Source organism: Microbacterium sp. Cr-K20 (assembly GCF_000708325.1).
Lineage (GTDB): Bacteria > Actinomycetota > Actinomycetes > Actinomycetales > Microbacteriaceae > Microbacterium.
Genome location: NZ_JARE01000063.1, coordinates 1 through 13,989, shown reverse-complemented (window position 1 = coordinate 13,989; position 13,989 = coordinate 1). Strand labels below are relative to the sequence as shown.

Annotated in this window: 14 protein-coding genes and 1 tRNA gene; 8 read left to right on the top strand and 7 right to left on the bottom strand. The window is 68.1% G+C overall.

The annotated features are described in order from the left end of the window. Positions 1 to 22 precede the first annotated feature (22 nt). Genes GZ67_RS0115275 through GZ67_RS0115260 form a run of 4 tightly spaced genes read right to left on the bottom strand, consistent with a single transcriptional unit; the run spans position 23 to position 2,196 of the window. The gene (locus GZ67_RS0115275; protein ID WP_029261496.1) at positions 23 to 394 is read right to left on the bottom strand and encodes an RNA-binding S4 domain-containing protein; all 372 of its coding nucleotides are present in this window, start codon (positions 392 to 394) and stop codon (positions 23 to 25) included. Beyond that, the gene (locus tag GZ67_RS0115270; protein ID WP_036303245.1) at positions 394 to 1,062 is read right to left on the bottom strand and encodes a lysoplasmalogenase family protein; all 669 of its coding nucleotides are present in this window, start codon (positions 1,060 to 1,062) and stop codon (positions 394 to 396) included. The genes GZ67_RS0115275 and GZ67_RS0115270 overlap by 1 nt, the downstream gene beginning before the upstream one ends. A 59-nt stretch (positions 1,063 to 1,121) precedes the next feature. After that, complete coding sequence (locus GZ67_RS0115265; protein ID WP_029261498.1) at positions 1,122 to 1,577, bottom strand: hypothetical protein; 456 nt, start codon at positions 1,575 to 1,577, stop codon at positions 1,122 to 1,124. Positions 1,578 to 1,611: 34 nt separating this feature from the next. Beyond that, positions 1,612 to 2,196, bottom strand: a complete 585-nt coding sequence (locus GZ67_RS0115260; RefSeq protein WP_029261499.1) for a GNAT family N-acetyltransferase — start codon at positions 2,194 to 2,196, stop codon at positions 1,612 to 1,614. 108 nt (positions 2,197 to 2,304) lie between these two features. On the opposite strand from GZ67_RS0115260, the gene GZ67_RS0115255 reads away from it, so the two are divergent. The 4 genes from GZ67_RS0115255 (at position 2,305) to GZ67_RS0115240 (ending at position 4,424) form a co-directional block, all read left to right on the top strand. Then, a tRNA-Pro gene (locus GZ67_RS0115255) sits at positions 2,305 to 2,381 on the top strand. A 91-nt stretch (positions 2,382 to 2,472) separates the two neighbouring features. Next, positions 2,473 to 3,051, top strand: coding sequence for a hypothetical protein (locus tag GZ67_RS0115250; protein ID WP_051662565.1), 579 nt, complete (start codon positions 2,473 to 2,475; stop codon positions 3,049 to 3,051). A 132-nt stretch (positions 3,052 to 3,183) separates the two neighbouring features. Continuing rightward, positions 3,184 to 3,669, top strand: a complete 486-nt coding sequence (locus GZ67_RS19875; protein WP_197021033.1) for a hypothetical protein — start codon at positions 3,184 to 3,186, stop codon at positions 3,667 to 3,669. Further along, positions 3,666 to 4,424 (top strand): pentapeptide repeat-containing protein, encoded by a 759-nt coding sequence (locus GZ67_RS0115240; RefSeq protein WP_029261502.1) that lies wholly within the window; start codon positions 3,666 to 3,668, stop codon positions 4,422 to 4,424. Before GZ67_RS19875 ends, GZ67_RS0115240 begins: the two co-directional genes overlap by 4 nt. Here GZ67_RS0115240 and GZ67_RS0115235 read toward each other — a convergent pair. Both GZ67_RS0115235 and GZ67_RS0115230 read right to left on the bottom strand, forming a co-directional pair. Then, positions 4,421 to 4,954, bottom strand: a complete 534-nt coding sequence (locus GZ67_RS0115235; RefSeq protein ID WP_051662564.1) for a hypothetical protein — start codon at positions 4,952 to 4,954, stop codon at positions 4,421 to 4,423. The two genes, GZ67_RS0115240 and GZ67_RS0115235, sit on opposite strands and share 4 nt — an antisense overlap. A 37-nt stretch (positions 4,955 to 4,991) precedes the next feature. After that, a complete protein-coding gene (locus tag GZ67_RS0115230) occupies positions 4,992 to 5,828 on the bottom strand; it encodes a leucine-rich repeat domain-containing protein (RefSeq protein ID WP_136025756.1) in 837 nt (278 codons plus the stop codon). Between the two features lie 157 nt (positions 5,829 to 5,985). On the opposite strand from GZ67_RS0115230, the gene GZ67_RS0115225 reads away from it, so the two are divergent. Further along, positions 5,986 to 6,672 carry a hypothetical protein gene (locus tag GZ67_RS0115225; RefSeq protein ID WP_029261505.1) on the top strand — a complete coding sequence of 229 codons (687 nt, stop codon included), beginning with the start codon at positions 5,986 to 5,988 and terminating at the stop codon, positions 6,670 to 6,672. Further along, a complete protein-coding gene (locus GZ67_RS0115220; protein WP_051662563.1) occupies positions 6,669 to 7,247 on the top strand; it encodes a hypothetical protein in 579 nt (192 codons plus the stop codon). Before GZ67_RS0115225 ends, GZ67_RS0115220 begins: the two co-directional genes overlap by 4 nt. Before the next feature lie 20 nt (positions 7,248 to 7,267). Here the strand turns inward: GZ67_RS0115220 and GZ67_RS0115215 are convergent, their stop codons facing one another. Next, positions 7,268 to 7,804 (bottom strand): hypothetical protein, encoded by a 537-nt coding sequence (locus GZ67_RS0115215; RefSeq protein WP_029261507.1) that lies wholly within the window; start codon positions 7,802 to 7,804, stop codon positions 7,268 to 7,270. Positions 7,805 to 8,142: 338 nt separating this feature from the next. On the opposite strand from GZ67_RS0115215, the gene GZ67_RS0115210 reads away from it, so the two are divergent. Together GZ67_RS0115210 and GZ67_RS0115205 are read left to right on the top strand one after the other, a co-directional pair. Next, positions 8,143 to 9,447, top strand: a complete 1,305-nt coding sequence (locus GZ67_RS0115210; protein WP_029261508.1) for an ABC transporter substrate-binding protein — start codon at positions 8,143 to 8,145, stop codon at positions 9,445 to 9,447. A gap of 158 nt (positions 9,448 to 9,605) precedes the next feature. Beyond that, positions 9,606 to 13,989: discoidin domain-containing protein (locus tag GZ67_RS0115205; protein ID WP_051662562.1), on the top strand; the 4,384-nt coding region annotated here is incomplete at its 3' end.

The following is a 13,989-nucleotide window of genomic DNA, read 5'->3' as shown; positions in this document are numbered from 1 at the left end:
ATGACGCGAGGATGACGGCATATCAATCCTCTGGGTCGTGGCTCCGCCCGCGCAGCTTGTCGATGTCCCGACGCTCCCGCTTCGTGGGTCGCCCGGCCCCGCGGTCACGCAGACCGAGTGCCGCCTGGGGTTCCCGTTCGGGCGTCTTGTCCTCGTAGGCGAGCGCCGCCACAGGAGCGCCGACTCGCTTGACGAGAAGCTGACGTACGAAGAGGATCCGGTCGAATCCGGCGATGCGGATACGCAGCTCGTCACCCACGCGGATCTGCTGGGCGGCCTTCACCTTGTCGCCGTTCACCCGTACATGCCCCGCGCGGCATGCGGTGGTCGCCGCCGACCGGGTCTTGTAGACGCGGATCGCCCAGAGCCAGCTGTCGACGCGTGCGGCATCCATCAGGAAGCTCGCTTTCGCAGCGTGACCAGCGCGCCCGCGACGATGAGGCCTTGGCCGAGCGTGTAGGTGAGCATCACGGCCGGGCTGCTCCACGCCGAGAGCCCGTCGGGGAGGAAGAGTCGGAACGCGAGCAGTGTGTCGCTGGCGAGGAAGAACGCTCCGCCGGTCGCGACCAGCGGGTGGCACCGCGCCGAGAATGCGGCCGTGCCGCCGAGGACGAGTCCGTAGAGGGCGACCGCGATCAGCAGGCCGCCTGTATGCGGGCCGAGGACCGCGATCATCGCCACCCACCAGAGTGCGTAGATCAGGGCCCACCAGGGCATCCGCCGCACGCTCAGCCGGCGGGCGAAGAGCAGGATGTATGTCACATGGGCGATGCCGAAGAACAGCAGCATGAGGGGGAGTTCCGGTGCCGCGGGGAAGAACGCGCCCACGCCATCCCCGAGCCAGGAGAAGAGCACCGCCGCGAGGAGCAGGACCAGGGTCATCGGCGGCTTCATCCACCGGGCAGCGGCCAGGACGGGGACTGCGAGCATCGGCATCAGTAGCAGCTTCGTCGGTCCGGCGAGCGGGCTTCCGACGGCGAGCAGGATGACGTGGAGAACGGAGACCGCGACGTAGGGGAGGAACGTCCAGGCGATGAGCGAGGACGGGGCGGGGCGCTGCATCTCCCCATCGTAGGCTCGGCCGATCGTCGGGCGGGCTGTCGGACGAGGCATACGCGGGCTCAGGATTCGACGGTGACCTGCTGGACGGCATCGTCGATGCCCAGGTGCACGGCCGGCCAGTACCCCTCGGGGAAGTGCTCGCCGCAGCTGTCGGTGAAGTGGAGGATGACCGTGCCGTCGGGGGTGGCCTCGATCGCCTCGAGTGCGAGATCGGAGGCGGCGTCCTCGAGGTCCTGAGGGTCGGGCTCGCCCGTGTTGAAGTTCGTGACCACGGCATCCGTCGCGATCCGTCGCAGATGTGCGAGCCGCTTGACGACCTCGCGCATGCGGGGGAGCAGCGGTGCCACCTCGTCGGGAGTCGTTCCCTCGAGCATGAGCTCGAGTTCAGTGCCCTCGACTGAGACCGTGCCGACGAACCAGTCGTGCGTGAGCACGGAGCCGTCGGTGAGCTCGGAAGTGGCGCGGGTGAAGGTGCCGAGTTCGGGATCGTCGATGGTCGGGCTCGCGTCGCTCATGCCTTCACGCTAGTGGCTCGGGGGTGTGGTGCGATCATGGGGCCAGGTCGAGGGCCACGAGGGTGCGCCCCGGCTTGAGTGCGGTCTTCTCGGTGAAGCCGGCGGCGAGGAATGTGCCGAGCGTGCCGTGGAACAGATCGTTGGCCCGTTGCTTCTCGCCGCGTGTGTCGACCGGGTATCCCTCGATCAGTCGAGCACCGGATTCGCGGGCGTAGTCCACGGCGGCCTCTAGGAGCGCGCGGTTCAGCCCAGTGCCGCGGTGCTCCCGTCGCACGACGAAGCACGTGACTGCCCAGACGGATTCGTCGTCGAACGGCTCGGTGGTCGCCGCCGCGATGATGCGCGTGCGCGGGATGCGAGCCTGACGGGTGCGTGGCCCGATCCTGATCCACCCGGCTGCCTCGCCGTCGACGTAGGCGATGATCCCGGGCGGCGGCCCTTCGTCGATCTCGGCGCGGAACATCTCGGTGCGCTGCGGAGTCGTCGTCGCGTTCCAGCCCTTGTTGCTCAGCACGGGCCAGATGCACTGGCAGCTCGCGCCGTCACCGCCACCGGTGAGAGCATGCTGCACATCGTCCCAGCGGTCGGTCGTCGCCACCTCGGTCGTGATCGTCACCATGCACGCGACGGTACGCGCGGCATCCGACAACCCGCAACGGCTCGGTTCGCGGAGGGGCTCAGGTTGCGGCTAAGATAGGGGAGTTGCCTGCGCGAGAGTGCAGAACAACGGGCTGTGGCGCAGCTTGGTAGCGCACTTGACTGGGGGTCAAGGGGTCGCAGGTTCAAATCCTGTCAGCCCGACCACTTAGAGGCTCGGAATCACGCGGAAGTCGCGAGATTCCGAGCCTCCGTCGTATCCGTCGCCGTGCGTCGAGGCGCCCAATAGGCTGGGCACATGCCTGCGTTCTTGTATCCCGCATTGCCGGATCGCGGGGATGGGGCGCGGTTGGGTGGCGCTCCGACATCGGTGATCGAGGCGCATCCGCTTCTGGAGACGCATCGGTATCTGCTGACTCTCGCCGCGGGCAGCGCATCGTGGACGGGTGGCCGCGAGGTGTCGGTGGTGCTGCGTGCCGGTTTCGGCATCGAAGACGAGGATGTCATCTATCCAGACATGGCGATGCGGGCGATCGTCCATGACCCCTCGCCGCGTGGCGGGCGGGACGACCTGGGGTGGCCGGGACTGCGTGCGACCGCGCTGATCGAACGATCGGACGCCGCGTCCACGCCGGCTCTGGTGCGGATCGATGACGAACCGGTCTTGATCCAGAGCGAGCCTGCGTTCGCTGATGCCGTGCGCGCCGACGGGCATCGCTTCCTCTTTCAGATCGATGAGGAGGGGTGGCCCGTGGAGGGCGAACTCGAAGACCTCATCGAGGAGTATCTGTGGGGATACGGCTCGGTGTACTTCTACGGCACACCGGGCGCGGACGGGATCGTGCGCGACATCGTCGCCGGCTTCCTCGACTTCTAGCCGGACGCGACAACACCGCTGACAGCTCGCAGGCCTCGAACCGCTGTCGATAAACTGCCACGGTGAGCACCGTCGAACATGAGGTCGCGACGCCCGACGGCGTCACCGACCCGCTCCGGGTGGGGCTCCACGATGACTGATCCGTCCGGAATCAACGCCGTGCCGACGGCGCGGCTCACGTTCCGCACGGTGTGGGGTGGTCCACGACCGCAGGCGGGCTTCATCGAGGAGATGGCGCGGATCAAGCAGCGCCTGCGCACGGTGGAATTCTCGTATCGTCTCGACCTCTTCCTGACGGTCGGAGGCGAGATCACGCCCGTGCCCGGGCCGTCCGGGTTGCGAACACCGCGGGTGTTCCTGTCGCCACGCACTGCTACGGGAGAGATCCGGATCAGCAACGACGACGTCAGCGCCGCCGCTGATCCCGTCGCCTTCCTGCGGCATACGATCCACCAGGCGATCGCCGAGCTCATGAGTCGCGTCGCTGCTCGAGCCCCTGCCTTCGACGCGGCCGCGGAGCGAGCGAAGATCGCCTTCCTCATCGACGACGAGGCCGCCCCCGACGCACAGGCAGTTTCTGATGAGGAGACGCCTGCTGCAGAGCGGATGGGACGGTGAAAGCGCCTGGCGATGCCGAGCTGTCACGCCGGTGGACACCTGACCGGCTGGCGGCGCTGCAGGAGCAGGTTCTGGAGCAGGCGCGCATCGTGAAGGGTCCGCATCGGTTCGACACCGACTGGCCGGCGACGGACGAGGGACTGCTCGACCTGCGCGGCGTGAAATCGGGGCGCGAAGGTCTGCAGTTCCGGTTCGTCACCTTGTCCCGCGTTGATTTCCGCCGTGCTCGAGGCCGCCTGATGTTCTTCGAGTCCGAGCTCTCCGACTGCCTGTTCGATTCTGTGTCATTGACCGGGCAGCCCCGTTTCGATCGCAGCTTCGTGCGATGCGGCTTCCGGGCAGCGTCGCTGAAGGGACTGGCGATCGGCACGCAGATCATCGAGTGCGACTTCTCGGGCGCGAACCTGCGCACGGTGAGATCGTTGCCGAACACGCGATTCGAACGCTGCATCTTCGACGGTGCCGACCTCAGCGGAGCCGACTTCTCGGATGCCACCTTCACGGACTGCACTTTCGTCGATGCCACCTTCTCCGCGGGCACGAGCTTCACCCGGTGCACATTTCTGAACACGTCCCTCGCGTTCGGTCTCGCGCGCGTGACACGCTCGCATCGCGAGGGCGAACCGCTGCCGGACCGATGGGACGGTGAGGTGCACGCCGACGCCGCGCGTGAAGCGTACGCGCAGCGTTATGCGCGCGCCGCGGCCGCAGGACGTGCGGACGACCTGCCCTTGGACCCGGACGTCGAGAGCTAGCGGCCCGGCATCGTGTCAGTCACGCTGCTGGCATCGAACAGGAGTCTCTCGACGACGTCGTTCCGTGCTGCCGGCCGCGCGATGATGTACCTCAGCAGATCCTCGAATTGAGAGAACACGACCACCGCCTCTTCGAACTCCGGCTCCGTTCCGTGTACGACAGCTCCATCGTCTCGCACGGCCAGGTACTCGTATCCGTCGCGAACGGACAGCAGGACGGGCAGGTGGCGCTTCCAGAAACGGGCGACCGCGACCGCCTCGTCGTCCGTTGTCGCCGCCTGGATGCTCAGCTGTTCGAACTCGTTCCACGCGAAGGCATCCTCCGCGCCGCTCGAGTAGTCGTGGCGGGACAAGAACCACACGGTCTCGTCTGCGTTCGACAATTGTGAGAACGAGGACGCCCAGTCGACCACCGTTTCGGGTGCCGTGTGCAGCGCGGAGGGGACCCCGTCTTCCGTGGAGAGCGGCGGCTCGCCCGTCCACCCGGCTTCCTGCAGGCATCCGGTGGCACGTCGGAAGAGGTCCGTCATGCTTCCAGGCTACCGAGCAGCCTCTCCAGGCAGACGGTCACGTGGTCGCGCCGGTGTTGGCCCATTCCAGGGTCGCCAATTTCGCCTCGATCGTCTCGAGGCCGACGTTCCCGCATCCGACCAAGGTGAGCCGGCGAAGTCGCGGGAGGTCGTTGACGGCGGCGATGCCGATGATCTTCTTGCAGTACTGGATGTTGACGATCTCGAGTCGCTGGAGGGCAGCCAGCTCGGAGATGTCACCCAGGGCGGTGAGGTTCTTCAGCCGCAACGACTCCAGCTGGGGGAGCACGCTGATCCCGGTGAGGCTCGTCAGCGTGCGTCCACCGATCAACCCGAGCCGGCGAAGCCCGACCGGTTCGACGAGGCGGAAGATCTCCTCGTCAGTGGGCACGTTCAACAGGTTCAATTCCTCCAGCGGGAGTTCGAGCGCCTGCCGCACATTGTTCAGAGATCTCTGCGGGTAGAGGGAGAGGGCCTGGAGCCGGGGGAAGTGCTCGTTCTTGAAGCGGAAGGGTTCGCCGACGTAGAGGGTCTTCAGGTTCGGCACCACCACATCCGGCCACACCAGGGTCCGATCGCCGATGTGCACCGAGAGGTCTTCCAGACTCTCGGGGAGATCGCCCTGCCGCAGTTCGGTGACGATGGTGGGGAGGACCCGCCCCGGGCCGATGCTGAGGGCTTTCAAATTCGTCATCGCCGAGATGATCTCCGGGAGACGGTCGATCGGTCCGTCCAGCGGAGACCACAGGTGCACATCGGTGATGCGCGACAGCTGCTCGGCGTCGTAGGGCTGGTCATAGAAGACGAGGTCCCTGTCCGGCACGTCGAACTGGTCCTGGTGCGCACTGTGCAGCACCATGGTCCGCTTGCTCATGATGTCCTCATCCATTCACCCGTGAGTCCGCGGCTGTCGTCCCCGCCGCACAACTCAGATTAGTTGTGCGAGCTGTCGTCGCTCCTGCCGCGCCGGTCCGGTCGCGCAGCGCCTGCGCACGCGTCGCGCGCGTCCTGGTCGTCGGGATAATGGAGAGGTGACGTTGACTCAGGAGGTCGTGACCTACGACGGTTTGCCGGCCTCGGCGGGAGGCGCGCATTCGCTTCGCACGAAGAATCCCCGCACTGCCTACGAGAGCGTGCAGGCTTTTCTCGACGCCACCGCGGTGACCATCGGTGCGCCGGAGATGTCCTTCCAGCTCTGGGCCGGAGGGCCGCCCGACGAAACAGACCGTCTCGAAGCGTTCGCGGCAGCGCACCTCGGGGGACCGCAGAGCCGGCAGCGCACACACACCCAGTGGCGGGTTCGCTCCGATGACGTCGATGCCACGCTCGACGCCCTGAATGGTGCGGGCTCGGGAGCGGTGACCGGCCACGGTCATCCGCTGGCCTCGCTGGTCTGGAACGCGCCGGTGGCGCTGGTCGACCCCGCGACAGGATCGACGTACGAGGGGATCGATGCCGATGCGTTCGGTCGATTCGCGGTGGACGGCTACGGGCGCCTCCTCGGCGCGTCCGGGGTGCGTGCCACGTTCGGCACGACAGCCTCCTCTCTCTCGCTCTGGCTCGGTTTCCCCGCCGACGACCGGTTGCACGAAGCTGCCGCTCACGTGCAGACGCACCTGCCCTTCCGTCTGTCGGCGAAGCACTGGCGCCGATGGCGGGCCACGAAAGACGGGCAGTCGTACCGGGCGACCAAGATCACGTCACCGCTGGTGTCATGAGCACGCCCTCGAAGCTCCATCGGCTCTGCGTCTTCCTGACACCCGCGGATGAAGAACAGTTCAGCGACGCCGTGCGAACCAGCCTTCCCGCGGTGCGGTTCGTCGACGTGACTCGACAACCCGAGACACTCACCCCGACGTTTCGCTCGTCACTGAGCGAGTGCGCGGGCCCTCATGTCACCCTCGTGGACACGAGCATCATCTCCGAGAGCCTCTTCCATCGTGACTATGTGGTGCCTCACCCGTCCGGTCAGGGGTGGGTGTACGCGATCGTCGGGGCCGGCCTCGCGAGCTTCGTGCGGTCGCGTTCCGACGATGACGGTCTGCGCAACGGCGAGTTGCGGGCATCCGTGCCGGAAGATGACACCCGCACCGCCGAGTACGTCCGTGAACTGATGCGTGTGGCGCGCACCGGTGGGAGGGGCGTGTTCGCGGTCGACCCGATGACGAAGAGCGTGGCGCCGCGGGCGGAGAGGAACTTCGTCGCCTGGCCGGATGCCGCAGCCCGTTTCGGGGCGAAGGATGCCCCGTTGCTCACGAACGGCCCCACGGCCCGGTTCACGGTCGAGCGCTGACGAGCCGACCGCGAGGGATCTCAGAGGCGGACGGCGGGCAGCGGTTCGACGTCGTGGCCCCGGGCGCCGAATGATCCGCGCGCCCGCGCCTGGATCAGAGGCAACGCTTCGGAGAGGCTTCCGCCGAGTCGGTGGAGCGAATCGAGCGAGCGAGATTCCCAGACGGCGAACTCCCCGTCCGGGGTGCGCGACGAAGTGTCCCACAGCAGCGCGTCACCGTTCTCGCTCCACCCGAACACTCGCAACGACACCGGCCGCGACCAATCGGCATCGGGCTCGACCATCCACTCGAACTCCTCTTCCTCGCCCTCCCGATACGCGGAAAGAAATCGAGCGGTGAGGTTCTCCCCACGCCCCTGAAGGCCGTCGGCGAAGCCGGGAAGAACGGGTGGGTAGATCAGCCAGAGGCCGAAGAGTCGAGCCCAGCCCGCACGCCGGATGAACGCACGATACGACTCGGGAAACCCTCCTCCGTCCGGAAAACGGTACGAATCGAGAAGCTCCAGATCGACGTGTTCGAGAGTCGGACGACCGTTCACCGTCAACGTGTGAGGCATGGATCGACTCTACGAGAAGGGTCCTGGCGGTGAGGGGTTCAAGGCACGAGCACGATGCGCCCGAACACCTCACCGGCATCCATGAGTCGGTGCGCCTCGGCGGCGGCGCTCAGGGGGAGGGTGTCGTGAACCAACCGCGGGTTTAGTGCTGTTTAGCATTATGGTGGCGAGCGAGGGTCCAGGATCGCTTGCTAGACAAGGGGATGCGCGAGGATGCCACGGGCATTGACTTAACGAAACAAAACCGGTTTACTGATCGTGCCCGGCCTCCCGTAAGCGCCCGGTCCCGACAGCAAGGAAGCCGTCACCCGAGCTTCCGAACGAAGGAGTTTCTCGCAATGAAGCGTTATGCAGGTGTCCTCGCCCTGGCCGCCCTCGCCCTGCCCCTCGCCGCCTGCGGCTCGACCGGTGGCGGCGACGCCCCCGAGAGCGCAGAGCTGACCTCGGGCCCGATCACGATCTGGTACTCCACGAACGAGCAGGAGATCGCCTGGGCGGAAGCCGTGGTCGAGGCCTGGAACGCCGACCACCCCGATGAGAAGGTCACGGCCGCCGCGATCCCGTCCGGCAAGTCGTCCGAAGACGCGATCGGCGCGGCGATCACGGCGGGCAACACACCGTGCCTCGTCTACAACACGGCCCCGGCCGCGGTGCCGGCCTTCCAGAAGCAGGGTGGTCTGGTCAACATCTCGACGACCTTCGACGACGGGGAGTCGTTCATCACCGAGCGGTCGGGGGCCGCGGCAGACGGCTTCCGCTCGCCCGACGGCGACCTGTACCAGGTGCCGTGGAAGGCCAACCCCTTCATGCTCTACTACAACAAGGACGTCTTCGCGGCGGCCGGACTCGACCCCGAGAACCCCGAGCTGGCGACCTACGACGACGTGATCGCGGCCGCGGCGGCGATCAAGGAGAGCGGTGCCGCCGACTACTCGCTCTACCCGCCTGCATCCGGCGACTACACCAACGCGCTCTTCGACTTCTATCCGTTCTTCCTCGCCAACTCCGGCGGCACCCAGCTGGTGAGCGACGGCGCCGCCGCGTTCACCAGCGATGAGGGCCTCGAGACCCTCGAGTTCTGGAAGACCCTCTACGCCGAGGGCTACTCCTCGGCCGAGGCGTACAGCGGCGACGCCTGGGCCGGTCCCTTCGCCGACGGGGTGTCGGCCATGGGCATCGCGGGCCCGTGGGGTGCCGGGGCGTTCGACGGCAAGGTCGACTACGGCATCGTGCCTCTGCCGACCGCCGACGGCACCGCGCCAGAGGACACCTACACGTTCGGCGACTCGAAGAACGTCGGGCTCTACACCTCGTGCGAGAACAAGCAGACCGCCTGGGACTTCGTGAAGTTCTCGATGGACGCCGACAACGACCTCGCCCTGCTCGAGACCACCGGGCAGTTCCCCATCCGCGGTGACATCGACACGATCGCCGGCGACTTCCTGGCCGGCGACCCGGTGCTGTCGACGTTCGCCGCCTCCGTCCCGCTCACCGTCGACGTGCCCAACGTCGCCGACGCGACCGAGATGTGGCAGACCTTCCGCGACGCGTGGGGTCAGGCCGTGCAGGCCGGCGAGGGCGATCTGAAGGAGACCTTCTCGACGGCCGCAGACAAGATCGACGCCCTGATCGCCCAGGGCTGATCGATCCGAGCATTCCCCGGCCGATCACCCCGGGGTGCGCGCGATCGCGCACCCCGGGCTTCGCTCCGTGCACCCGCAGGCGCGCGCGGTCGCGTTCTTCCTCCCGCTGAGGCATCCGCCTCGCCTGCCCTTCGGCACACCGGCAAAGGAGCCCAGCCATGAGACGCATCACCGCGTTCATCGCCTTCACCGTCGCCCTCGTCATCGGCTCGTCCGCGCTCACCACGGTGCCGGCATCCGCCGCTCCCGAAGACGATGTCGCGACGGTCATCGACCGCCTCGAGGAGTACTACCTCGGGCAGGGCGACGACATCATCATCGCCAACGGCATCTACCTCGCCAAGACCTCGGAGGCGCTGGACTACGTCGCGTCGCAGAAGGAGGACGGATCGTGGGCCGACGTCGACTACGCCGATCGCACGAGCTCGGCGAACGGCAGCGTCTGGTCGGCGTACACGGCGCTCTACCGGATGCTCGCGATGACGCAGGCGTACAAGGACCCGAAGGCCGCAGGCCACGGTGACAAGCGGCTGGTCGACGCGGTGCAGCGTGCGCTGCTGCACTGGGACCGGGTGAACCCCGGCAACACCAACTGGTGGGAGACCGAGATCGGCGAGTCGATCGCGATGGGACGCATCTCGATGTTCCTCGGCTCCGAGCTCAGTGAAGACGCCTTCCGTGTCAGCCTCGCGCACAACACCGGCAAGCTCGACCCGGTCGGGGCGAACGGCTCGTGGCGCACGTCGAACTACATCTTCGAGGCCCTCTCCACCGGCGACATCGCCAAGGTGAAGGAGGGGTTCGCGACGATCGTCGCCACCATCGCGGTCGACCACTCCGGCACCGTGAAAGAGGCGGTCCAGCCGGACGCCAGCTTCTGGGCCCACGGCGCGCAGCTGTATAGCGAGGGCTACGGGATGGTGCTGTTCACCTACGCGGCCCTGTGGTCGGACGTCGCACGCGGCACCGGACTCGCGTTCACGCGCGCGCAGCTGGACTCGATCGCCTTCTACTTCATCGAGGGAACCCGCTGGCTCATCCGCGGAGAGATCGGCATGCTCTACCTCAACTACCGACCGCCGAAGACCGTGGGCGACATCACCAGCCACGCCTCCGAGTTCATCGAGCCGCTGCAGCGCATGGTGCGCACGGACGCCCTCTACTCGACCGCCTACCAGGCCGTGCTCGACGGGGTGCTCGGTAAGACCGAGACGAACGGCGTCACCGGCGCGAAGTACTTCTGGCGCTCGGAGTTCGCCTCTCATCAGCGCGACGACTACGGCATCTTCACTCGTCTCAATTCGTCTCGCACGTTCGGCGCCGAGCTGCGCACGTCCTACCGTGACGATCTCGGCAACCCCGTCTTCTGGAACGCGATGGGCTCGACCGCCATCCAGGTCAACAACCGCGAGTACCTCGATCTGGGTCCCACGTTCGACTGGTGGCACTACCCCGGAGTGACCGCTCCCGACGAGAAGCGCACGGAACGCGGATTCGAGAACCGTGGGCGCAACGGAGACGGCGCGAGCTTCACCGGCGGCACGTCCGACGGGGAGTTCGGCGCGAGCGTGCTCACCCTCGACGCCGCGGGCACCGGCGCGCGGAAGAGCTACTTCACATTCGACGAGGGCATGGTCGCGCTCGGCGCCGGCATCGCCTCGACGAGTGGCGCGGCCGTGCACACGACGATCAATCAGGCATCCGCCAAGGAGAACGCGACCGTCGGCGGCAAGCCCGTCGCGGGCGATGCAGACGACCAGAGCGTCGGGGGCGCCCGGTGGGCCTACAACGACGAGGTCGGATACGTCTTCGCAGACGGCCAGGACGTGAGGGTCTCGAACCGGGCCCAGTCCGGCAGCTGGGAGGGGCAGGAAGCCGTCAGCCGCGACGCTTTCACGCTGTACGTCGATCATGGGACCAAGCCGACCGCCGGCACGTACGACTACACGGTGCTGCCGGCGGCCACCCCCGCCGAGGTCGCCGCCTTCGCCGACGAGCCCGCCATGCGCACGCTCCGCAACGACACCTCGGTGCAGGCGGTGCGGCACGACGCGGCAGGGATCACCATGGCGACGTTCTACGCCGCCGGGACGCTCGACCTCGGCGGCGGTCGCGCGCTGACCGTCGACCAGCCCAGCATCGTGCTGCTGGACGAGCGCGGCGAGACCCCCGTCGTCAGCCTCTCCAACCCCGACCGCCCCGGGCTGTCCGTCGGGGTCTCCCTCACCGGCGGCGGCCAGGACCAGCACGCGAGGTTCGCGCTCGGGTCGGGCGAGAACATGGGCAGGACCGTCACTTCCGCGCTCGCCGCGGGCCCGCTCCCGGCGACCTCTGCGTTCTCGGCGAGCAGCACGGCAGACGGCTCGTCCGCCGCCGCGCTCGGGGATGACGACCGGGACACCGCGTGGCGATCGGCCGGCGACGGCACGCAGTGGGCGGCCGTCACGCTGCCCCGCGGATCGTGGGTCACGAAGGCGACCATCGACTGGACGGATGCTCCCGCCGGCGACTTCGTCGTGCAGACGTCGCAGAACGGCGTCGACTGGACCGACCGAGCCCACGTCACCGACGGCGACGGCGGGGTCGACGAGATCCCGCTCGACCCGACCCCGGCGGAGCATGTGCGCGTGCTTCTGCTCGACGGCGAGGGGGAGGGCTACGGCATCCGCGAGCTGTCGGTGGCGTCGAGCGTCAATCTCTCGATCGACGGTGCGACGCGGGCTTCGGGCTACGCGGGATACAACCTCGTCCACGCCCTCGCCGACGGCGATCCGTCCACGCGCTGGCGCGGCAACAACGCCAACAGCGCCTGGGCGCAGGTCGATCTCGGCGAATCGAAGCCCGTGTCGACGGTGCGGCTCTCGTGGGAGGCGGCGTATGCCAAGGCGTACCGGATCCAGCTGTCCGACGACGGCAGGAACTGGCGCGACGCCTATGTCACCCCTTCAGCCGGGAGCGACGGCGGTGTCGATGTGATCACGCTGAACGACCAGAGCGCCCGTTTCGTGCGGATGCAGACCGTCACGCGTGCTCTGGACTATGGACCCTCGCTGTGGGAGTTCGAGATCTTCTCCGATCGGCTGGTCGCCGAGGCCCCCGCCGTTCCGGTGGGCAACGCCAACCTCGCGCTCGGTCGCCCGACGACGGCCGACAGCGTCCACCAGAACAACGCCACGATCACCGGGCCGAAGGCGACCGACGGTTCCCGCTCGACCAAGTGGTCGTCGGCGCGAGCAGCCGCCGAGCACTGGCTTCAGGTCGACCTGGAGAGCGTGCGGTCGGTCTCGCGCGCCGTGGTCGCCTGGGAAGCCGGCACGTCCAACGACTATCGCATCGAGGGCTCGGTCGACGGCACGACCTGGATGCCCCTGGCCCGCGTCCAGGCTGCGCAGCCGACGCTCATCCATCAGCACGACTTCGCGGCGACCGACGTGCGGTACGTGCGCCTGTCCGGCATGCCGGCGACGCAGTACGGGCTCAACATCTGGGAGCTCGAGCTGTACGGCGGGTACACCTTCGAGTGCGCGGGACCGGTCTCGGCCGGGCGCGACGGTGCGGCCGTCGTCGCCGCGACGGTGTCGCCGGTGAACCCCGCCGACACGTTCACGGCGGTGGTGATGGACGACTCCGTCGCAACCGTGAAGGGCGACGCCCGTGTCTCGGCAGACGGCCGGGTCGAGGTCGACCTCGCGACCCGCGAACCCGGGCGCACGACCGTCGGCATCCGCCATCAGGGCGGCAGCGAGATCGCCTGGTGCACGGTCACCGTGATCGCCGACACGGGTCGGCTGCAGGCACAGGTCGACGCGGCGAACACCCTCGACAGCACGGCCTACACGTCGGCCAGCTGGAAGCCGCTGCTGCCCGCGCTCGAGGCGGGCAAGGACGTGCTCGCCGCGCCCGGGTCCGCGCAGGGTCAGGTGGATGCGGCGGCCGACGCTCTCGCGGCGGCACTCGCCGGGCTCATCCGACTCGATGCCGCTCCGAGCGCGCCGCGCGATGTCGTCGCGACCGCTTCCGGCGACCGGGTGAACGTGCAGTGGACGGTGCCCGAGAACGTGGGCGGATCGCCCATCATCGCGTACGAGGTCGCCGTGGGCGACCGTGTCGTGCAGGCCGAAGGGGCCGTGCTCACGGCAGCCGTCACCGGGCTCGCCGCCGGCGAGTACGCCGTGACGGTGCGGGCGCAGAACGCGGGCGGGTGGTCCGTGCCCTCCGCCGCGATCGTCGTCGTGGTCGATCCCGAGGTGGTGACCCCGAGCGTGACGGTCGAAGGCTCGCCGAAGATCGGCGGACGCATCCACGTCAGCGGCGTCGGATTCGAGCCGGGGATCGAGTACACCGTCCAGCTGCGTTCCACTCCGGCCGATCTCGGGACCGTGACCGCCGAGACGGACGGCAGCTTCGCCTTCCGCGGAGTCGTGCCCGAGGATGTCGAGGCCGGCGCGCATACGCTCGTCGTGATGCTCGACGGGGCGGACATCGCCTCGACCCCGGTGCGGATCATCGCCGCCGCCGGCCCGGGTGCGCCGGGCGGGCCGG